This is a genomic window from Methylobacterium currus (assembly GCF_003058325.1).
Lineage (GTDB): Bacteria > Pseudomonadota > Alphaproteobacteria > Rhizobiales > Beijerinckiaceae > Methylobacterium > Methylobacterium currus.
In genome coordinates this window covers 177,693-197,500 of sequence record NZ_CP028844.1, presented here as the reverse complement: position 1 = coordinate 197,500, position 19,808 = coordinate 177,693, and the positions used below count along the sequence as shown (strand labels likewise).

General features: G+C 71.3%; 18 protein-coding genes. 11 read left to right on the top strand and 7 right to left on the bottom strand.

All coding sequences use genetic code 11. The features are described 5' to 3' along the window. Nucleotides 1-2 precede the first annotated feature (2 nt). Nucleotides 3-1,535 (top strand): flavin-containing monooxygenase, encoded by a 1,533-nt coding sequence (locus DA075_RS30980; RefSeq protein ID WP_099957004.1) that lies wholly within the window; start codon nt 3-5, stop codon nt 1,533-1,535. A 16-nt stretch (nt 1,536-1,551) separates the two neighbouring features. Here DA075_RS30980 and DA075_RS30975 read toward each other — a convergent pair whose 3' ends face one another. Then, nucleotides 1,552-1,911, bottom strand: a complete 360-nt coding sequence (locus DA075_RS30975; protein ID WP_164712570.1) for a helix-turn-helix domain-containing protein — start codon at nt 1,909-1,911, stop codon at nt 1,552-1,554. 120 nt (nt 1,912-2,031) lie between these two features. After that, complete coding sequence (locus DA075_RS30970) at nt 2,032-2,586, bottom strand: cupin domain-containing protein (protein WP_164712569.1); 555 nt, start codon at nt 2,584-2,586, stop codon at nt 2,032-2,034. 219 nt (nt 2,587-2,805) lie between these two features. Here DA075_RS30970 and DA075_RS30965 point away from each other — a divergent pair, with 219 nt between their 5' ends. From DA075_RS30965 to DA075_RS38295, 3 genes are all read left to right on the top strand, one after another. Further along, complete coding sequence (locus DA075_RS30965; protein ID WP_099957001.1) at nt 2,806-3,270, top strand: cupin domain-containing protein; 465 nt, start codon at nt 2,806-2,808, stop codon at nt 3,268-3,270. Nucleotides 3,271-3,379: 109 nt separating this feature from the next. Continuing rightward, nucleotides 3,380-4,039: a SphA family protein gene (locus tag DA075_RS30960; protein WP_210207086.1), complete on the top strand. Its 660-nt coding sequence runs from the start codon at nt 3,380-3,382 to the stop codon at nt 4,037-4,039. Beyond that, entirely contained in the window at nt 3,963-4,364 is a 402-nt protein-coding gene (locus DA075_RS38295) for a transporter (RefSeq protein ID WP_338068039.1), read from the top strand. Before DA075_RS30960 ends, DA075_RS38295 begins: the two co-directional genes overlap by 77 nt. A 226-nt stretch (nt 4,365-4,590) precedes the next feature. On the opposite strand, the gene DA075_RS30955 is transcribed toward DA075_RS38295, so the two are convergent. Then, complete coding sequence (locus DA075_RS30955; protein ID WP_099957000.1) at nt 4,591-5,391, bottom strand: MetQ/NlpA family ABC transporter substrate-binding protein; 801 nt, start codon at nt 5,389-5,391, stop codon at nt 4,591-4,593. 376 nt (nt 5,392-5,767) lie between these two features. Here DA075_RS30955 and DA075_RS30950 point away from each other — a divergent pair, with 376 nt between their 5' ends. From DA075_RS30950 to DA075_RS30930, 5 genes are all read left to right on the top strand, one after another. Continuing rightward, a complete protein-coding gene (locus DA075_RS30950) occupies nt 5,768-7,354 on the top strand; it encodes an ABC transporter substrate-binding protein (protein WP_099956999.1) in 1,587 nt (528 codons plus the stop codon). 268 nt (nt 7,355-7,622) lie between these two features. Beyond that, nucleotides 7,623-7,829 carry a hypothetical protein gene (locus DA075_RS30945; RefSeq protein ID WP_099956998.1) on the top strand — a complete coding sequence of 69 codons (207 nt, stop codon included), beginning with the start codon at nt 7,623-7,625 and terminating at the stop codon, nt 7,827-7,829. Nucleotides 7,830-7,951: 122 nt separating this feature from the next. After that, nucleotides 7,952-8,791 (top strand): serine O-acetyltransferase, encoded by an 840-nt coding sequence (gene cysE, locus DA075_RS30940; protein WP_244936692.1) that lies wholly within the window; start codon nt 7,952-7,954, stop codon nt 8,789-8,791. 408 nt (nt 8,792-9,199) lie between these two features. Beyond that, nucleotides 9,200-10,591, top strand: coding sequence for a family 2B encapsulin nanocompartment shell protein (locus DA075_RS38290; protein WP_099956997.1), 1,392 nt, complete (start codon nt 9,200-9,202; stop codon nt 10,589-10,591). Beyond that, a complete protein-coding gene (locus DA075_RS30930; protein ID WP_099956996.1) occupies nt 10,578-12,560 on the top strand; it encodes a family 2A encapsulin nanocompartment cargo protein cysteine desulfurase in 1,983 nt (660 codons plus the stop codon). The genes DA075_RS38290 and DA075_RS30930 overlap by 14 nt, the downstream gene beginning before the upstream one ends. Before the next feature lie 236 nt (nt 12,561-12,796). On the opposite strand, the gene DA075_RS30925 is transcribed toward DA075_RS30930, so the two are convergent. From DA075_RS30925 to DA075_RS30910, 4 genes are read right to left on the bottom strand one after another with little or no spacing between them, the layout of a single operon-like run. Further along, the gene (locus DA075_RS30925) at nt 12,797-15,688 is read right to left on the bottom strand and encodes an FAD-dependent oxidoreductase (RefSeq protein ID WP_099956995.1); all 2,892 of its coding nucleotides are present in this window, start codon (nt 15,686-15,688) and stop codon (nt 12,797-12,799) included. After that, nucleotides 15,681-16,571, bottom strand: a complete 891-nt coding sequence (locus tag DA075_RS30920) for a dihydrodipicolinate synthase family protein (RefSeq protein WP_099956994.1) — start codon at nt 16,569-16,571, stop codon at nt 15,681-15,683. Before DA075_RS30920 ends, DA075_RS30925 begins: the two co-directional genes overlap by 8 nt. Before the next feature lie 13 nt (nt 16,572-16,584). Then, nucleotides 16,585-17,274 (bottom strand): amino acid ABC transporter permease, encoded by a 690-nt coding sequence (locus DA075_RS30915; RefSeq protein WP_174800191.1) that lies wholly within the window; start codon nt 17,272-17,274, stop codon nt 16,585-16,587. A 14-nt stretch (nt 17,275-17,288) separates the two neighbouring features. After that, nucleotides 17,289-18,119, bottom strand: coding sequence for an ABC transporter substrate-binding protein (locus DA075_RS30910; RefSeq protein WP_210207084.1), 831 nt, complete (start codon nt 18,117-18,119; stop codon nt 17,289-17,291). 117 nt (nt 18,120-18,236) lie between these two features. Between DA075_RS30910 and DA075_RS30905 the strand changes: the two genes are divergently transcribed. Continuing rightward, complete coding sequence (locus DA075_RS30905) at nt 18,237-18,920, top strand: GntR family transcriptional regulator (protein WP_099956993.1); 684 nt, start codon at nt 18,237-18,239, stop codon at nt 18,918-18,920. A 432-nt stretch (nt 18,921-19,352) separates the two neighbouring features. Then, the gene (locus tag DA075_RS30900; protein ID WP_099956992.1) at nt 19,353-19,805 is read left to right on the top strand and encodes an RrF2 family transcriptional regulator; all 453 of its coding nucleotides are present in this window, start codon (nt 19,353-19,355) and stop codon (nt 19,803-19,805) included. Nucleotides 19,806-19,808: the final 3 nt, after the last annotated feature.

The window sequence follows — 19,808 nt, the reverse complement described above, 5'->3', positions numbered from 1 at the left end:
TCATGGTCACGCAGCGCAACGTGTGCGTCATCGGGTCCGGCATCAGCGGACTCGCTGCCGCCAAGGCCTTCCGGGAGAGCGGGCACCAGGTCACGGTGATCGAGCGCGGCCCGGATCTGGGCGGCGTCTGGGAGCCGTCGCGCTCCTATCCCGACGTGAGGACGCAGACGCCCAAGGACATCTACGCCTTCAGCGAGCTGCCGATGCCGGACGGCTACCCGGAATGGCCGTCGGGGCAGCAGGTCTTCGCCTATCTGCGGGCATATGCCGAGCGGTTCGGCCTCCTCCCGCTGATCCGCACCGGCCAGTCGGTGACGCGGCTGGCGAAGCGCGCCGACCGGGGATGGGACGTGACGACGACCGGGGCCGACGGCACCGCAACCACGCAGTCCTACGACTTCGTCGCCGTCTGCACCGGCCAGTTCAGCCACAAGAACAAGCCCGTGCATCCCGGCGCCGACGCGTTCGAGGCCGCCGGCGGACGCATCCTGCATTCGAGCGAGCACAACGACGCGGAATCGGTCCGCGGCCAGCGGGTCGTCGTGCTCGGCTACTCGAAATCGGCCACCGACGTCGCGGTGAGCGCGGTCAGGCATGGGGCCGCTTCCGTCACGGTGGTCTTCCTGGAGCCGGCCTGGAAGATCCCCTACTTCTTCGGCGGCCTGATCAACTTCAAGCGGATCCTCTATTGCCGGGCGGCGGAGGCGATGTTCCTGCCCTTCGATGCCGGGCCGGTCCGGCGCTTCGTGCAGAGGCTCGCCGCCCCGCTGGTCTGGGCGAACTGGCGCGCCCTCGAGACGCTGCTGACGGCGCAGTTCAAGCTCCGCCGCAATGGCTTGCGGCCCAAGACCCGGATCGAGGACGACATCCACTGCAACCTCGCCGTGGAGACGCCGGGCTTCTACGCGCTGGTGACCGAGGGCCGGATCGCGACGATCCAGGGCACGATCGCGGCCTACGAGGGCTCGAAGGCGGTGCTCACCGGCGGCCAGCGGATCCCGGCCGATCTCGTGGTGATGGCCACCGGCTGGCGCCAGGACGTGCCGGTGCTCGCGGCCGCCGACCGCGCCACGCTCGTCGATGCCGAGGGCCAGTACAGGCTCTACCGCTGGATGGTGAACCCCGACCTGCCCGATCTCGGCTTCGTCGGCTTCAATTCGAGCTTCGCCACCAACCTGTCGGCCGAGCTCGGCGCCCATTGGCTGGTGCGGTACATGGACGGCCGGCTCGCGCGCCAGCCGACCCGGGCCCAGATGGAGGCCGAGATCGCCCGCCTGCGCGTGTGGCGCCAGCACGAGCGCCCCTCGGCGAAGGGCTATGGCGGCCTGTGCATCGCGCCCTACCACAACCGCCACTTCGCCAGCCTGCTCGCCGATATCGGGGTGCCGACCCGCGAGGCGAACCCCGTGACGGCCCTGTTCGCGCCGCTCCGGCCGCCGGTCTATGCCGACCTCCTCGCCCGCGCCCCCGCCTATCAGGCCGGCGCACCCGCCAAGCAGGCGGCGCGGATCGTCGGCACATCCCGCGCCGCCTGACGCCCCTGCGCGCGCGTCAGCGCCGGCGCTGGCGCAGCGTCCGCGACGGAGTCTCGCCGAAGCGGTCGCGATAGGCCGCCGCGGCGCGGCCCGGATGGTTGAGCCCGACGCCGAGGGCGAGGTCGCCCACCTTCGCCTCCGGGTCGGCGGCGAGGATCAGGGCCCGCCACCGGTCGAGGCGCTGGGCCAGGATGAAGTCGGAGATCGTGCTGTGGCGGAACTGGCGGAAGCCCTCCTGGAGCGAGCGCATGCTGCTCCCGGCCTTCTCGGCGAGGTGCGGCAGGCTCAGGGCGGAATCGAGATGCGCTCGGATGTACTCCTCGGCCCGCCGGACATGAGCGGGGGCCAGCGAGACGCGCGGCGCCTGCGCCGGCACGGTCCCTCCCCCGCCCCGTTCGAGCATGTGCCCGACCAGCAGCGTGACGAAGGCGGAGGCGAGCTCGCGCTCGACCGCGTCGGATGCGGAGCCGGGCCGCGCGCGGCTCTCCGCAAGGTGCTACAGCAGCCGCGCCTGGGACAGGATCGCGGCCCCCCGGGGGCACCGCAGGTCGATCGCCGGATCGAAGTCGAACGGCCGCGGGAGCCGGTCGAGCACCCGGACGACGTGCTCCTCCAGCAGCCCCCGCGGCACGAGCACGATGAGCTTCTCGCAGCCCGCCTCCCACACCATGCGGGTTGGGAGGGCCGGCGAGAGCAGGGTGGCGCAACGGGAATCGGCGAGGGTCTCGTGGCGGCCGCTGCGCACCAGCGCCGAGCCGGCGAGCGGGATCTGCAGCAGGAAGAAGCGGTCGAGGCAGCCCGGGTCGATCTCCACCCGGGCGCCGTAGGACACGAAGTTGATCGTGAGGCCGCCGAAGGCCGCGGAATGGTGCCGCGCCTCGAAACGTGCGGCGGCCTCCGAGCCGGGAAGGATCAGGCCGTGCGGGCAGAAGAGCCGCCCGATCTGCTCGCGCGCCAGGGCGGGGTCCCGCGTCGCCACGACGGCGTAGCGCGCCAGGGGCAGGGCGGCCCCTGCCAAACGGGGCGGATCGGATAGCGTCTCGTCGTCCATGGCCCCAACCGCTCGTCCAGGCCCGAGAGGAAGAGAATGCCTGTGGCGCCGAAACCCGCACAAGGCCCCGTCGCCGGCCGGCCCTCCGTTTCCCGCGTAAAGTGGATAAGGCCGACGCCGGGTGGATAGCCGGCGCCGGCGCGAGGCCCGAGTATTCATCAGCAGATGAGAGACAAGATCGCGCCACCACGCTCAATCAATCAGCACAGCGAGGAAAAGATGAGCGAGAACGGACCGCTTCCTGCGCGGATCATACGGGCAGGCGAGGCCATCGACGGGACGGTATGGAACGTGCTCGGCCATACTTATTACTTCAAGGCGAATTGCGACAGCGCCTTCTCCTTCGAGACTTACGATCCGCCAGGCACCTTCGTGCCGCCGCACGTCCACCCGACGCAGGACGAGTTCATCTACGTCCTCGAAGGGACCTTCGACCTCTACCTCGACGGCGAATGGCTCCAGGCCAAGGCCGGCGACCTGGTCTGCATGCCGAAGGGCAAGCCGCACGCCTACTACAACCGCACCGACACGCCCAACCGGGCGATCTTCTGGGTGAGCCCGGGCCGCAAGCTGAAGCAGCTGTTCGACCTGCTCCACGACCTCACCGACCCGGAGGAGGTGGTGCGCCGCTCCGCCGCCTGCGAGGTCGACTTCCTGCCGCCGGGTTCCGTGCCGGGCGCGTGAGCCCGGCCGCCGAGGTCCCCGAGACGCCACGACGGGCGACGACGACGCGGCAACCCGGTCCCCCGCCGCACGGTCGATCCACGAGGGGACCCCATCCACGAGGGGCATCATGACGAGACGGATCGCCGGGCTGCCGCGGCGAGCCCGGTCCTTCGCCAAGAGGGCCGGCACGGCCCTGGCCGCCACGCTCGGCATCCCGGGCACGGCGTCGGCCTACGACCTGCCGAGCGTGAATCTCGGCTTCACCAGCTTCCTCGACGGCGCCCCGCCCTCCGGGCCCGGCTGGTATCCGACGCAGTATCTCCAAGTCTACACGGCCGGCCGCCTCACGGACAATCGCGGCCGCAGCCTCGGCCTGCCCCGCCAGGACGTCACGGTCTTCGCCAGCCTGACGCAACTCCTCTACGTCTCGCCGCTCAAGGTCGGCCCCCGCGCCTTCGGATTCGACCTCATCCTCCCGGCAATCCCGGCTTCGAGCACGGATGACGGCCTGGGCGGGGCGGTCCTCGAGGCCCAGCAGGGCATCGGCGACCTCCTGGTCGGGCCCTTCATCCAGCTCGACCCGATCATGGGCGACGAGGGCCCGGTCTTCATGGGGCGCGTCGAGGCCCAGATGATCCTGCCGACCGGACGCTACGATCCGATCGCGGCGGTCAGTTTCGGCTCGAACACCTTCTCGTTCAACCCGCTCCATCGCCGGCACGCTGTTCCTGGCGCCGGACTGGACCGTCTCGGCCCGGTTCCACTACCTCTGGAACGCGTCCAATGACCGCCCGAATATCGGCTTCGGCCCGACCGTGGTCTCGACCCAGGCCGGGCAGGCCCTGCACGCGAACTTCGCCAGCGAATACAGCGTGACGAAGGAGCTGAAGCTCGGCGTCAACGGCTATTGGCTGCAGCAGATCAGCGACACGCTGGCCAACGGCGTCGCGGTGCCCGGCCGGCGCGAACGCGTCTTCGCCCCCGGCCCCGGAGCCCTGCTGGCGCTCGACAAGGACAACTTCCTGTTCTTCAACGCCTATTACGAGTTCGGCGCGCAGAACCGTCCGGAGGGGCAGCGCTACACCGTTCGCTGGGTCGGGCACTTCAACTGATCTGCGACATGCGTGGGCGACCGGGGCACGTCGCGGAAGCGGGGCCGGGACGGGCTCGGCCGATCTCGGGTAGTCGATGTCGAACTTACCGGATGCACCCCGCCCTGCCGGTCCTCAGCGCGCGGGGCGGCCTCGCCATGGCCGCGCCGCCATGCTCCTCGAAGCCCGGCGGGGCCTCGGTGAAGACCCATTGCCCGGCGGGGCCGGCGCCCGGGACGGTCAGCCGTCAGCCGCCATGCACCGGGACGACCGAGCCGCGGTATTTTTCGCGGATGAAGGTCGCGACTTCGGGCGAGGCGAGGAGCACCGAGAGGCGCTGGACCCGCGGATCCTGCGCCAGGGCCTTCGTGGTGACGAGGATGTTGGCATAGGGGTTGTTCTCGGCCTTCTCGAGCGCCAGCGCGTCCCTCGCCGGGATCAGGCCGGCCTCGAGCGCGTAATTGCCGTTGATGATCGCGAGCGTCACGTCGTCGATCGCGCGCGGCAGCTGGGCCGGGGCGACCTGCACGATGGCGATCCGCTTGGGGTTGCCGGCGATGTCGGACGGCGTCGCGAGCTGGCCGTCCTTGAGGCCGGCCTCGAGGGTGATCAGGCCGCCCGCCTGCAACAGGTTCAGGGCGCGGCTGAGATTCGTCACGTTGTTGGGCACGGCCACGGTGGCGCCGGCCGGCACCTCGGCGAGGCTCCTCACCTTGCGCGAGTAGATCCCCAGCGGCTCGACATGGGTGGAAGCGGTCACCGCGAAGGTGGTGCCGAGCTGAGCTTCCTCGGTGTGCAGGTAGGGCGCGTGCTGGAAGAAGTTCGCGTCGGCGTCGCCGTTGAGCACCAGGGAGTTCGGCCGGATGTCGCCGGAGATCTCGATGACCTGGATGTCGAGGTCGGGGGCGAGCTTGTCCTTGATGAAGCGCAGGATCTCGGCGTGCGGCACCGGCGAGGCGACGATCCGCAGGGGGGCGGCGAGAGCGGCGCCCGAGAGGAGCGAGAGCGCGGCGGCGGCGAGCAGGGTGCGTCTGGCGAGGGCGAGCATGGTCCGTCCTATGGAACTGTCTTCGCAGGGTATCGTCGGGCTGACATGTCGAACGCGCACCTGCGCTTTCGACATGACGTTCTTTGAAGAGAACGGTGGAGGGCCAGTGAAAGGGGAGTTTTCCTCGATGCCCGTGACGAAGACAAGACGTCGTCGCCGTTGAATCCTGAAATCCTCCGAATTCAAAAGAGTCTTGTTTTCTCGGGCGCCGCGAGAGGATCGCCGTTTCCCTTGCGGGCGTTCTATAAAAAGAACATTCTCGTTGACATGAAGCAGGCCCGGAGCGGAGCATGAGCGCCGCGATACCTGGCCCGCCGCCCCGGATAGCCGCAACCGAGGCCGGCCGCCCTTCCGATTCCCTCTCCCCAGGCCGTCCATGCCCGATCGCCGCCAAGCCCTCGCCTTCCTCTCCTCGACGCTGCTCCTGCCGCTCGGCGCCCGCCTCGCCCGTTCACAGGATGCGGAGCCGCATCGGGGCGGCACGCTGACCCTCGTCGAGGTCGGCGAGCCGACCACCCTCGTGCCGCTCACCGACACGAACACCCGCACCCGCAACATCAGCACCAAGGTCACCGAGGGCCTGCTGCGCTTCGATGCGAGTTTCACTCCGCAACCGCTGCTGGCGACGGCCTGGAGCGTCAGCCAGGATGGCCTGCGCTACCGCTTCACCCTGCGCCCGAACGTCAGGTGGCACGACGGCAAGCCGTTCACCGCCGCCGACGTGCGCTTCTCGCTCCTGGCGCTGAAGACAATCGGCCCACGCGGGCGCATCACCTTCGCGAACCTCGTCGAGGTCGAGACGCCGGACCCGCTGACGGCGATCCTGGTCCTGTCGAAGCCGACGCCATACCTCCTCAAGGCGCTCGCTGCGGCCGAGTCGCCGATCGTGCCGGCCCACGCCTATCCGGGCGAGGCCTATGGCGACAGCCCGAACGGCAGGGCGCCGATCGGGACCGGGCCCTACCTCTTCACCGAATGGGCCCGGGGCAGCCACGTCGTCCTGAGCCGCAACCCGGATTACTGGCAGCCCGGGCGGCCCTTTCTCGACCGCATCGTGATCCGCTTCGTCGCCGACACGATGGCGGTCTCGGCGGCGCTCGAATCCGGCGAGGCCGATGTCACCTACAGCGCGGCGCTGCCGGAACTGGAGCGGCTGCGGGCGCATCCGCGCCTCGCGGTGACGACCGCCCCGGACGACTACCTCAACAACGCGCAGGTGCTGGAATTCAACCTCGACCGGCCGGTCCTGGCGCGCCGGGAGGTCCGCCACGCCCTCGCCGCGGCGATCGACCGCCGGATCATCACCGGCACGATCTTCTATGGCCACGCCGAGGCCGCGGGCTCGACGATCCCCGCTTCGCTCAAGGCCTATAACGACGAGGCGCCCTTCGCCCACCCGTTCGACCTCGCCCGGGCGAACCGGCTGCTCGACGAGGCCGGGCTGCCGCGCGGGCCGGACGGCACGCGGTTTCCCCTCCGCCTCACCTTCCTTCCGGGACCGACCTTCAGGAAGACCGCCGAGTACCTGCGCGCCGCGCTCGCGCGCCTCGGCGTCAAGGTCGAGGTCGTCGACGGCGATCTCGCCACCTTCATCCGCCGCGTCTATACAGAGCGCGATTTCGACTTCAACCTCAACGGCATCAGCCGCCTGTTCGACCCGACGGCCGGTGTCCAGCGGCTGTACTGGTCGGACGGGATCAAGCACCCCCTGCCCTATCTGAACGCCGCCCACTACGACAACCCGGCGGTCGACGACCTCTTCCGCCAGGCGGCGACCGAGGTCGACGAGGCCCGCCGGTGCGAGACCTTCCGACAGATCCAGGCGATCGTCGGCGCCGACCTGCCGGCCCTGGCGCTGGTGACGATCCCGACGATCACGGTGCAGAACGCCCGGGTACGGCGCCTGTTCAACAGCATCGACCTCACCGCCGGCGACTTCTCGGAGACCTGGCTCGCGCCGTGACGGGACCGCGGGGCGGGCCCGGGTCGACGCCACCCGGCCCCGCGAGTCCCGACGGAACGGAGGACGGGTGCGGAACAGGGCTTGCGGTGCGCCGTTGTTTCGTCGATTATCGATTTAAATCAATAGCTTAGCGAAGCAAATGCTCTCGTCCGCTCAGATTGCGACCATACCCTTCTCCGGTCTCGCCGGAATTGAGGAAGGGTCTTCCCGCCCGCAGGGTCGCGTCGCGCGGCAGGGCCCTTCGCGAGACCGATCGGAGGAGGACGCTATGGTTTCGGCGATGATGACGCGCGGCGACGAGGTGGTGTTCGACCGGCTCGACCTTGCGGATGCCCTGGGGATCTGGCGCAACGCCAAGGGGCGGATCGTCGGCATCCACCGCCAGGACGGCCGCATCCCCACCGTCGACGTCAAGTTCGACGGCCACGAGACCCTGCGGCGCTACCTGCCGGACCTGTTCCGGCGCGTGCAGTGACCGCCGTGCGAGAGGCCATCGACATGAATTTTGCACATTAGACTTGGCAGACCAAACTTGGCGGAACGACCTTGATCGGCATGGATCTGGCACCCCCGGCTGCCTCGGCGGAGGCCATTCGCGTGAACACCGCCGCGTTGCGCCAGCCTTCCTTACGCGCCACGAGCCACAGCACGGCCGAGGCCGACGTCTGGGCGGAGCTGCGCGCCGAGGCCGAGGCGGCCCTGATCGAGGAGCCGCTCTATGCCGGGATCATCCAGGCGACGATCCTCGACCAGCGCGGCCTGGCGCAGGCCTTCGCCTACCGCCTCGCCCACCGGCTCGGCGACGGCGACCTCGCCCGGCTGTCGATGCGCGACCTCTGCCTCGCCGCCTTCGAGGCCGACCCGCAGGCCGGCGCCCACGCGGTGCGCGACCTGATCGCGATCCGCGAGCGCGATCCGACCTGCCGGCGCTACCTCGACCCGTTCCTGTTCTACAAGGGCCTCGCCGCCCTCGAAGGCTACCGCGTCGCCCATTGGCTCTGGCATCAGGGCCGGATGACGCTGGCCCTCCATGTCCAGAGCCGGATCTCGGAAGTGTTCGGCTGCGACATCCATCCGGCGGCGCGCATCGGCTCGGGGGTGTTCATCGACCACGCCACCGGCGTGGTGATCGGCGAGACCACGGTGATCGCCGACGACGTGTCGATCCTGCAATCGGTGACGCTGGGCGGCAACGGCAAGGAGAGCGGCGACCGCCATCCCAAGATCGAGCGCGGGGTGCTGCTCAGCGTCGGCGCCAAGGTGCTCGGCAACATCCGGGTCGGCGAGGGCGCCAAGGTCGCCGCCGCCGCGGTGGTGCTGCACGAGGTCCCGCCCCACACCACCGTCGCGGGCGTGCCGGCCCGGGTGGTCTCGCGCATCCCACGCGACGAGGAGCCGGCCCTGACCATGGACCAGTTCTTCGGCGAGGGGATCTGACCGGCCCCGAAAAATCCGTTCCGGAGACGGTTCATCGCGAGAGCGCAGCACTGCTCTCGCTGACTTAGAAAATATTTCTATGTTATTACTATATATGAGATGAAAAATGTAAATTGTGACTAATTTAAAGATAATATCTCGCCCGAATGGCCGATAAACGAAAAAACATTCTATTGACCCTGGCTGTTCGCTGGGGCTATCCCAGCGTCAGCGAACGGCGGAACGGACAGTCTCTCGAAATGTCTGCTGCCGTCGCGGATATCGAGACGCCGGACCGGGCAAGATGATCGTCGCACGACCATCTGTCACGACTTGCCGTTCCGCAGGAACGGCGACGGTTCCCGGCGTCGTGCGCGCAGAATGCCGGGCCGGGACAGGCCCATCACGGCGACACGGAGACGAACTTCGATGAGCGGACCGGGTTTGAGCGTCAGCGCCTCAGCCGCACGCAACCTTGCCACCGCGACCGTCACCTCGGTCCAGAACGCGGCCAATACGCCGCGCTTCCTGCTGCGGCTCCTGCCCTTCGTCGACGTCGCGGGCGGCGTCTACCGGGTCAACCGCCGCGCCGTCGTGCTGGCCAAGCCCGGCCGCGTCGACCTGTCGGCCGAGGGCGAGTCCCGCCCGGTCAAGGCCGGCTCGCTGCGCGCCGTGCCGCTGTTCAGCCGCCTCGGCGACGCCGAGCTGGCGGCGCTGGCGGCCAGGTTCACCGAGAGCCGGCACCAAGCCGGCGAGGTCATCGCCGAGGAGGGCTCGACCGGGCGCAGCCTCGTGGTGGTGGCCGACGGCACCGTCGAGCTGACCCTGTCGGGTCCCTACAAGGGCCGCCTGCGCCAGGGGCTGGCCACCCGCGGCGACCATTTCGGCGACGGCGACCTCGTCGGCGAAGCGGGCCCTGCCCCGGCCGTCAAGGCGCTCTCGGCGGTGACGCTGCTGACCCTCGACCGCGCCGCGATCGAGGACGAGGCCATCGCCTCGCGCATCGCCCAGTACCGCGAGGAGCGCGACCGGCTCAAGGGCCACACCAACTCCCACGGCGAGCACGGCATCGAGCTGCTCGCGGTCCATGCCGGCGAGCCGCGCCTGCCGACCACCTTCGTCGACTACGAGATCGATCCGCGCGAGTACCACCTCTCGACGATCCAGACGATCCTCAACACCCATACCCGCGTCACCGATCTCTACTCCAACGAGATCGACCAGCTGCGCGAGCAGATCCGCCTCACGGTCGACGCCGTGAAGGAGCGCGAGGAGTGGGAACTCCTCAACAACTCGCAGTTCGGCCTGCTCAACGAGGTGGCGCCGCGCCAGCGCATCCCGACCCGTGGCGGTCCCCCCACCCCGGACGACCTCGACGAGCTTCTGACCCTGGTCTGGAAGAAGCCCGCCTTCTTCGTCGCGCATCCCCGCGCCATCGCGGCCTTCGGCCGGGAGGCGACCCGCCGCGGCGTGCCGCCGGTGGTGGTCCACCTGTTCGGGGCGCCGTTCATCACCTGGCGCGGCGTGCCGCTCGTCCCCAGCGACAAGCTGCCGATCGACATCGACCCGGTGACCGGCGCCCAGACCACCTCGATCCTGCTGCTGCGCGTCGGCGAGGGCGAGCAGGGCGTGGTCGGCCTGCACAAGTCGGGCGTGACCGGCGAGATCGAGCCCGGCCTGTCGGTGCGCTACATGGGCACCAACGACCACTCGATCGCCTCGCACCTCGTGACCCGCTACTTCTCGGCCGCGGTGCTGGTCGAGGACGCGATCGCCCGTCTCGATAACGTGCTGCTCGGCAACTACCATGACTACGCCTGAGGCGCCGTCCGGCTTCCCCTCCGGGACGCCGGCCGAGCTCGCCCACGCGGATCTCGTCGGGCGACTCGCCCGCGAGATCGGCGGGCAGGGCCAGGCCGCGAGCGCCCCCTTCGCGCCGACGCTGCCGGCGAGACCCCAGCTCCCGCAGGGCATTCAAGTCCCGCAGGCCCTCGATGCGCTCCCCTCGGCGGTTCCCCCGGCTCCGGCCGGGGGCGCCCCCTCGGGCGTCGAGCCCGGGCTGTCCGCCCTCGGCGCCCGCTCCTTCGGCACGCCGGCCATTGGCCTGCCGGGCCTGACCGGCCCCTCGGCCGCCAGCCCGGTCGGGGCGACGTCGGCCCCGGTGAGCGCGAACGTCCTCGATCTCGGCGCGATCCCCTCGGTGCATCCCCTGAGCGACCCGTTGGCCGCCCGGGGCCTGCCCGAGTACTTCGTGCCGACGCTGCCGGAGGTTGCGGCCGGCCTGCCCGGCGGCACCGATCTCTTCCGGCAGATCGCCGCCGACCATCCGCGCGCCACCGCCTTCGCGCAGGCGGTGGCGTCAGGGCTCGTCCCGGCGGATCCGTCGCGACGCGGCGTGGCGCAGGCGCCCGCCGGCCGCCTCCCCGAGTCGCCTTCCGCGGAGGCGGAATACTACTTCCTCGCCCCCGCCCCGGCCCGCCCCGGCGGACGGCCGGCGGCCCGGCCGCTCGTCGAGCCGGCGCGGCATGACGGCCCGACCCCGCGGGCGCTCGCCCTCGGATCGAGCCCGGTCGCGGCGCCCTTCGACGTCGAGCGCGTGCGCCGGGACTTCCCGGCCCTGCACCAGAGCGTCAACGGCCACCGGCTGGTCTGGCTCGACAACGCCGCCACCACCCACAAGCCGCAGAGCGTCATCGACGCGACGAGTGAGTTCTACGGCCGCCACAACTCGAACATCCACCGGGCGGCGCACACGCTCGCGGCGCGCGCGACCGACCTGTTCGAGGGCGGCCGCGAGAAGACCCGCCGCTTCCTGAACGCGCCGTCGAAGGACGACATCGTCTTCCTGCGCGGCACCACCGAGGGCATCAACCTCGTCGCCAACTCGTATGGCCGCGCCAATATCGGCCCGGGCGACGAGATCATCGTCTCGACGATCGAGCACCACGCCAACATCGTGCCCTGGCAGCTCCTGGCGCAGGCCACTGGCGCGACGATCCGGGTGATCCCGGTCAACGACCGCGGCGAGATCATCTTCGAGCAATACGCCGCCCTGCTGTCGGGCCGGACCAAGATCGTGTCGGTGACCCATGTCGCCAACGCGCTCGGGACGGTGAACCCGATCGGTGAGATCATCGCTCTCGCCCACGCCTACGGCGTGCCGGTGCTGGTCGATGCTGCGCAATCGACCCCGCACATCCCCATCGACGTGCAGGCGCTCGACGCCGACTTCCTGGTCTTCTCCGGCCACAAGGTATTCGGGCCGACCGGGATCGGCGCGCTCTACGGTAAGAGCCACCTGCTGGCGGCGATGCCGCCCTGGCAGGGCGGCGGCCACATGATCGAGGACGTCACCTTCGCGAAGACCGTCTACAAGGGCGCGCCGGAGAAGTTCGAGGCCGGCACCCCGGACATCGCGGGGGCGGTGGGCTTAGGGGCCGCCCTCGACTACCTGGAGGGCGTCGGGCTGCCCGGCATCGCGGCCTACGAGCACGACCTGCTCGACTATGCGCAGGCAGGGCTGGCCGATGTGAAGGGCCTGCGGCTCCTCGGGACGGCGCGCGAGAAGGCGAGCGTGATGTCGTTCGTGATCGACGGATACGAGAACGAGACGGTCGCCCATCACCTCGACCGGCATGGCATCGCGGTGCGCTCGGGCCACCATTGCGCCCTGCCGGCCCTGCGCCGCTTCGGCGTCGACCAGTCGATCCGGGCCTCGCTCGCCTTCTACAACACCCGCGAGGACGTCGACGCGTTCCTCAGGGCGCTGCACAGCCTGCCGCGGCGCTGACCGCTCCGTGGCGGCCACCGGCCGGCGTCTGGACGACGCCGGCCGGTGGCCGCTTCGGTCTCCAGTCGCGGGCGGCCGGAGCGTTGCCGGAGACGCGGCAGCTTTCGCCCGATCGTCGCCAATCCGGTCTGCCGATCCTCCGACGCGCTCGCGACAAGACGATCCGTCGATCACGGCATTCGGCCGGCGACTCACGCAGACCCCTCAGCCGCGGGCAGCGGGAGTGTCGCGCGCGCCTATGCCGAGGACGAGCCGGCCGCCTTCCCCTCGAACCGTGCCACCGAGAACCCCGCCACGTCGCGGTCCGTGTCGCCCCGGGCGATCAGGTCGGCGGTGATGCGGCCGACGAGCGGGCCCAGGGTGTAGCCGTTCGAGGTCACGGCGTGGAACAGTCCCGGCCGGCGCGGATCCTCGCCGAGGATCGGGGCGCCGTCGATGTTGATGTTCATCGCCGCCCAGGAGCGCACGACCCGTAACGCCCGCAAGGCCGGCACGACGTGTTGCGCCACCCACAGGTTGCCCTCGAGGCTCGCCATCAGCGGGCGCGGATGGCCGTGGACCGGATCGAGGCCGGCGGTCCAGCCGCCGCCGACGAGCAGGCTGCCGTTCCGCGCCTGCTTCAGGGTCAGGTGGCGGTCGGCATGGGCGATCAGGCAACCGACCAGCGGCGCGGCGGGCTCGGTGACGATCATCTGCAACGGGGCGCCGAAGACCGGCACCTCGACACCGAGCATCCTTCCGATCACCGACGCGAAGGCGCCGGCGGCGTTGACCACCCGGCCGGCCCGCACCGGGCCGCGGGCGGTCTCGATCCGGAAGCCGGCGCCGTCCCGGGCGATGCCCGTGACCGCCGTCCGGGTGAGCAGGCGGGCGCCGGCGGCCCGCGCCGCCTCCAGGATCGCGTGCGTCGCGAGGAGCGGGTTGATCTTGCCCTCCTGCGGGCAGTAGGCGGCACCCGCAAACCCCTCCCAGAGGGCCGGCTCCAGGGTCCGCAGCTCGGCGGCCGAGATCACGTGGCTGTCGATGCCCTGGCTGCGCTCGATCCGGGTCTTCTCCGCCAGGAAGGCCAGGTCGCGCTCGGTCTCCGCCACCATCAGCCCCCCGGTGCGGCCGATCTCGACGTCGCGGTCAAGCTCCCGCGCGAGGTCGAGCCACAGGGCGATCGAATCGCGCTGGAGGGGCAGGGTGCGGGCGGCCGGGCCGCCGCCGCCCTCCGCCCGGGCGCCGTGGTCGAAGGAGAGGAGCTGGGCGTGCAGGCTGCCGGCATTGCCGCCGGAGGCGAGCGCGTTCGGCTCCGCCCGCTCGATCACCAGGACGTCGCGGCCGGCGCGGGCCAGGAACAGGGCGGTCGACAGGCCGGCGATGCCGGCGCCGATCACCACGATGTCGGCCTCCCGCGCCACGCGCTCGCCGGTCTCGGCCGGATCCCAATCCGGCAGCAGGCTGCGGCGGTGGCCGCCCCATTCGGGCTTCTCGACCGCGAGCGCGGCGATCGGGACCGGCCGCAGCGGCATCTGCGGCGCGAGGCCGGCGCGCTCGCCCGGGGCGGCGCCGACCAGGCTCCCGAGATGCTCGCCGCAGAGGCGGCCCTGGCAGCGGCCCATGCCGGCGCGGGTCAGGCGCTTGAGCGAGGCGACGTCCCGCAGGCCCGCCGCGGCGATGGTGCGCCGGAGGTCGCCGAGGGTCAGGGCCTCGCAGCGGCACAGGATCGTGGCGTCGTCGGCCCGGGCGAGACCAGCTGCCGGAGCGGCGAACAGCCGCCAGAGCGCGTCCTGGAAGGCGCGGGCCCGGGCGCTGCGGCGCAGCAGGATCGCGTCGTCGCCCGGCACCGGACGGCCGAGGCGCCGCGCCGCCGCCCGGCCGGCGAGCGTGCCCTGCAACCCGGCCAGCACCGCGCCACCGAAGCGCCCGGCCTCGCCGGCGACGAACACGTCCGCGAGCGAGGTCGCGCCGTGCGCATCCCGGACGGTCGCGAGGCCGCCCCGCCCGTCCGGCTCGTGACGGCAGCCGAGGAGGCGCGGCAGCTCGTTGGCCGGCCGGAAGCCCTCGCCGAGGGCGCAGAACCCGGCCGGGAAGGTCCGGGTCGCGCCGGTGCGGCCGGCGACGACGACGCGCTCGACGCCGCCCTCGCCCTCGACCCGGACCACCCGCGCCCCCCACAGGACCGGCACGCCAGCCCGATGCAGGATCGCCATCTGGCGCAGGCCCGCCGCCGCCAAGCCCGGGCCGGCCGTGGCGAGCGCCGCTCCGTCGCCGGGCCGCCGCCAGGGCGGATCCGCCGCCTCGACGAGGGCCGCGACGGTGCCGCCGCGGCGCAGGAGCTCGACCGCGACCTGAAGGTTGAGCGGGCCGTTGCCGGCGACCACCACGGGCCCGGGCGGCACCACGCCGTCGCTGCGCAGGAGGGTCTGGAGGGCGCCCGCCGTCATCACCCCGGGCAGGGTCCAGCCGGGCAGGATCGGGGCGGCCTCGATCGCGCCCGTCGCGACGATCACGAGGCGGGGGCGCAGCGTCCGCGCCTCGCCGGCGACGAGGACGCCGACCCGCAAGGCGCCGTCCGGCTCGCGCTCGGCACCCCAGACCAGGGCCTCGGACACGAGGCTCGCGCCGAGGCGGCGCAGACGGTCGATCGCGGCCCGCCCGGTCGCCGCTTGCGAGTCGGCCCCGCGCGCGGCGTCCTCGGTCGAGGGCTGCTTGAAGTACTGCCCGCCCGGGGCCGGGCGCTCGTCGAGGAGCGTGACCGTGGCGCCCGCGCGGGCTGCGGCTTCCGCGGCGGCGAGCCCGGCCGGCCCGGCGCCGACCACCAGCAGGTCGGTCGTGAGGATCGGGATCCCGGCCGGGAGGGCGGCGAGGTCGGCGCTGGGCTCAGGCAGGGCCGGCTGGCGCGACACACGCATCCCGTCCCGGACCTTGGTCATGCAGGCCCGGAGGCCGGAACGGCCGTCGACCGTCACGAGGCAGTCGTGGCAGGCGCCCATGCCGCAGAACGGACCCCGGGGCGTGCCGTCCCTGGCGGTGTTCAGGGAGAGTTGGCCGGCCGCGACGAGCGCCGCCGCGAGGCTCGCGCCCGGAGCGGCCGGAACCGCCCTCCCCTCGACGATCAGCGTCCAGGCGCCCGCCTCACCCATCGAAGCGCAGGCCGAACCGCGCGACGAGGTCGCGCATCGCCGCGTCGGCGGCCGGCGGCAGGGGCAGGCGGGGCGGCCGCGGCGGGCCGGCGGGGAAGCCCATATGGGTGAGGAGCGCCTTGGTGCCGGCGACGTAGGCCTGGCCCCCCACCGCCTCGATCAGCGGCAGCCAGTGCAGCGACAGGGCGCGGGCCTCGCGCAGCTTCTCCTCGTCGGCCACCAGGGTGAACAGGCGCGCGAGCGGTCCGGGCGCGACGTTCGACGCCACCGCCACCCAGCCCTCCGCGCCCTCGACGAAGGATTCGAAGCCCAGGATGCCGCCGAACACCGTCATCCGGTCGCCGCAGAGCCGGAGGATGTCGCGCACCCGCGTCACCTCGAGGGTCGATTCCTTGATGTAGCGGCAATTGTCGATCTCGGCGATGCGGGCGACGAGGTCGGGCCGCAGGTCGACATTCGCGGTCGCCGGGTTGTTGTAGACCATGATCGGCAGGCCGATCGCCTCGCCGATCGTGCGGTAATGGTGGACGAGCTCGTCCGCCGTCGGCGTCGCGTAGAAGGGCGGGATGATCATCACGCCGTCGGCGCCGAGCGCTTCCGCCTGGCGGCTGAGGCGCAAAGCCTCGCGGGTATCCTCGGCGCCGGTGCCGACCAGCACCGGCACCCGGCCGGCGGCGACGCGGATCACCGTCTCGGCCACCGCCACCCGCTCCTCCTCGGCGAGGGACAGGAACTCGCCGGTGGAGCCGAGGGGGATCAGGCCGTGGATCCCTTGCGCGATCTGCCACTCGGTGAAGGCGGCGAGCGCCTTCAGGTCGAGGCGGCCCTCGGCGTCGGTGGGGGTGATCATCACCGTATAGGTGCCGCGAAAGCGCTTGGTCATGGAGAAGAGGTCCTCAGGCGCCGGCGCCGGTCGGCGGCAGGTCGGAGCGGCCGTAGTGACGCTCCAGCCGCCGCTGCACGAGCTGCCAGGCGGTCGTCATGGCGAGGTAGTAGAGGGCGGCGACGGAGAAGAGCTCCAGCACCTCGAAGCGCTCCTGGATCAGCACCTGGGTGCGGCGCAAAAGCTCCTCCATCGAGATCACCGAGGTGATCGAGGTCGTCTTGAGGAGGCCGTTCACCGAATTGCCGAGCGGCGGCACGACGATGCGCAGGGCCTGGGGCAGGACGACATGAGCCATCACCTGCGGCTCGCGCAGGCCGAGCGCCCGGGCGGCGCCCACCTGACCCTTCGGCACGGCGTCGATCCCGGCCCGGATGATCTCGGCAAGATAGGCCGCCTCGTTGAGCGAGAGGCCGATCAGCGCCGATTCGATCACCGTGAACTTGATCCCGAGCTGCGGCAGCCCGGTATAGATCACGATCAGCTGCACCAGGAGCGGCGTGCCCCGGAACAGCCAGACGTAGAGGCCGGCCGGCGCCGAGAGCCAGACATGGCGCGAGCGCCGCATCAAGGCGAGGCCGAAGCCGAGCGCGAGGCCGATCAGCATCGCGGCGGCGGTGAGCCAGAGCGTGGCCCAGGCGCCCATCAGGATGTAGGGGTTGGCCAGGTACTCGAAGAACCCGGCCCAGTTCCAGCCCGCCACGGGTCGGGTCCCGCTCAGCCGGCCGGCCCCTGCACGGCGAGGCGGCCGGGCACCGGCACCACGCCGAAGCGCCCGAGCAGGGCCGCGAAGCTGCCGTCTTCCTGCATCGCCTCCAGCACCTTGAGCACCGCGTCGGCGAGGTTCCGGTTCTTGAACGCCAGGGAGACCGGGGTCGGGAACAGGCCTGTGAGCGCACGCTGGAACTCGCCGCGGTCGGCGTATTCCTTGGCGACGGCGTCGATCGACACCACCGCCTCGACATGGCCGGCCCGCAGCGCCTGGTAGGCCAGGGCGTAGCTGTCGAAGGTGCGGATCGTCATGCCGGAAAGGCCCTTGCCCTTCAGTTCGGCATTGAGCGCCTTCGCCTTGTTCTCCTCGAAGCCCCCCATCTCGACCCCGATCGTGCGGCCGTCGAGATCCTCGACCCGGGTCACCGGCACCTTCGGCTTGAGCGCCGTCGCGATGCTGATCGTCTGGCTCTCGTAGGGGATCATCTGCATGATCTTCGCCCGCTCGGGCGTGAAGAAGATCCCGGTATTGATCATGTCCCAGCGACCGGCCTGAAGGCCCGGGATCATCGCCGGGAACTCGATCTTGACGTAGTCCGGCGTGAGGCAGAGCCGCCGGGCGATCTCGCGCCCGAGCTCGATGCGCATGCCGACGAGCTGGCCCGACCGGTCCACATATTGCATCGGCGGCAGCGTCGGGTTGGTCGACATCACAAGGCTGCCGGGCTTCGTCAGGTCGGAGGGCTTGACCGGCGAGGTGCACTCCGCCGCGAGCGCCCCCGATGCGGCCGCAGCCGCGAGCGACCATCCCAGAACCATCCGGCGCAGCCCGCCCATCGCTCTCTCCCGCTCTCCGCAAGCGTTTGGTATACCGTTCGTGTACCGTTGCGCAAGCGGGTGATCCCGAGTGGCTGATCTTGCGAGGGCCGGCCGGCGGCCCGTATGAGTGTACCGATGGCATACCGTTCGCACCGCGCCGCCGAACCGGCGCCCGGCGAGGCCGACCCGAAGGCGGCGCCGCTCCACCTCGGCAACCTCGCCTACGGCGCCCTGTCGGACATGATCCGCCACCGCCGGCTGCGGGCCGGCGACGCGATCGTCGAGGCGCGCCTGGCCGAGACCCTGGGCGTGTCGCGCACCCCCCTGCGCGAGGCGCTGCAGCGCCTCGAGGGCGAGGGCATGGTGGTGAAGGCCGGGCGCTCCTACGTCGTGCGCCGGGTCGATCTCGGCGAGTACCTGAAGAGCCTGAAGGTGCGCGAGGTGCTGGAGCCCGAGGCGGCGGCGCTCGCGGCGGGGCGCATCCCGGGGACGATCCTGGCCGGCGTGCGCCAGGAGGTGCTCCAGATGCTGGAGGCCACGACCTACCACACCGACGCGCATTGGCGCTCGGACGACAACCTGCACACGATGTTCATCGACCATTCCGGCAACGAGGTGATGGCGCGCATCCTCAAGGACCTGCGCGCGACGACCCGGCTGTTCGAGATCGACCGGCTGAAGGAGCGTCTGAAGCCCGATTCGCGCGAGCATCTGGCGATCGCCGACGCGCTGATCGCCGGCGACGCCGCGGCGGCCCGGACGGCCGTTGCCGTGCATATCCGCAGCCTGATCGACTTCGTGCTCGAAGCTGCGCGCTGACGCGCCGCGCGAGGTGGCCCCGGACCGGCCCCGGCTCCAGCATCGCTCCAAGCGGCGTGGTGACCACCGGCGGGTAGGACGGCGCCCGGATGCAGGGTGCCGTCGCGCCGCGCCATGCCGTCCCCGCGCGCCAAGGACCCCGCTCGCCAAGGACCCCGCTCGCCAAGGACCCCGCTCGCCAAGGACCCCGCTCGCGACGGAGGGGAGCACGCCGTCCGGCGAGGGAATTTCACAGGCCCAATCTATTTAGCTCATGGCTTTTATGGACTATGATGGCGGTCTTGGTTGCTGCCCTCGTCCGGCCCGCCGCCGGACATGCCGTCGCGGCGCCCGGCCGAGGCGAAGTCTACCGAACCGATCGACAAATTCCCATCTCTGCGGCACCGCGCGCCGGCTATGGCTCCCGCCGCAGGCGCTTCACGCAGGACGACGATGCTGACCAACAAGGGCAAGTACGGCCTCAAGGCGATGGTGCACCTCGCCGGGCTGCCCCAGGGCGCCCGGATCGGCGTCGCCGAGATCGCCGAGGCGCACCGCATCCCGAAGAAATTCCTCGACGCGATCCTGGGCGACCTGCGCAATGCCGGCTTCGTGCACAGCAAGAAGGGTCCCGGAGGCGGTTACGCCCTGGCGCGCCCGGCCGAGGAGATCCGGATCGGCCACGTCGTGCGGGTCCTGGACGGCCCGCTGGCGCCGCTTCCCTGCGCCAGCCGCACGGCCTACCGCCCCTGCGAGGATTGCACCGACGAGGCGGCCTGCTCGGTGCGCCTCGCGATGCTGGCGGTGCGCAACAGCATCGCGGGCATCCTCGACAACCTGACCCTGGAGCAGATGCGGGCCTTGCCGCAGGCGGAGGCCGCGGCGAGCCTCACCTACCACATCTGAACG

What these genes read in the sequence shown, in the direction of transcription:
- DA075_RS30930 (WP_099956996.1), top strand. Translation starts at nt 10,578, where the DNA reads ATGACTACGCCTGAGGCGCCGTCCGGCTTCCCCTCCGGGACGCCGGCC.
- DA075_RS30905 (WP_099956993.1), top strand. Translation starts at nt 18,237, where the DNA reads ATGGCATACCGTTCGCACCGCGCCGCCGAACCGGCGCCCGGCGAGGCC.
- DA075_RS30910 (WP_210207084.1), bottom strand. Translation starts at nt 18,119, where the DNA reads ATGGGCGGGCTGCGCCGGATGGTTCTGGGATGGTCGCTCGCGGCTGCG.
- DA075_RS30925 (WP_099956995.1), bottom strand. Translation starts at nt 15,688, where the DNA reads ATGGGTGAGGCGGGCGCCTGGACGCTGATCGTCGAGGGGAGGGCGGTT.
- DA075_RS30980 (WP_099957004.1), top strand. Translation starts at nt 3, where the DNA reads ATGGTCACGCAGCGCAACGTGTGCGTCATCGGGTCCGGCATCAGCGGA.
- DA075_RS30960 (WP_210207086.1), top strand. Translation starts at nt 3,380, where the DNA reads ATGACGAGACGGATCGCCGGGCTGCCGCGGCGAGCCCGGTCCTTCGCC.
- DA075_RS38290 (WP_099956997.1), top strand. Translation starts at nt 9,200, where the DNA reads ATGAGCGGACCGGGTTTGAGCGTCAGCGCCTCAGCCGCACGCAACCTT.
- DA075_RS30950 (WP_099956999.1), top strand. Translation starts at nt 5,768, where the DNA reads ATGCCCGATCGCCGCCAAGCCCTCGCCTTCCTCTCCTCGACGCTGCTC.
- DA075_RS30900 (WP_099956992.1), top strand. Translation starts at nt 19,353, where the DNA reads ATGCTGACCAACAAGGGCAAGTACGGCCTCAAGGCGATGGTGCACCTC.
- DA075_RS30920 (WP_099956994.1), bottom strand. Translation starts at nt 16,571, where the DNA reads ATGACCAAGCGCTTTCGCGGCACCTATACGGTGATGATCACCCCCACC.
- DA075_RS30945 (WP_099956998.1), top strand. Translation starts at nt 7,623, where the DNA reads ATGGTTTCGGCGATGATGACGCGCGGCGACGAGGTGGTGTTCGACCGG.
- DA075_RS30970 (WP_164712569.1), bottom strand. Translation starts at nt 2,586, where the DNA reads ATGGACGACGAGACGCTATCCGATCCGCCCCGTTTGGCAGGGGCCGCC.
- DA075_RS30955 (WP_099957000.1), bottom strand. Translation starts at nt 5,391, where the DNA reads ATGCTCGCCCTCGCCAGACGCACCCTGCTCGCCGCCGCCGCGCTCTCG.
- DA075_RS30965 (WP_099957001.1), top strand. Translation starts at nt 2,806, where the DNA reads ATGAGCGAGAACGGACCGCTTCCTGCGCGGATCATACGGGCAGGCGAG.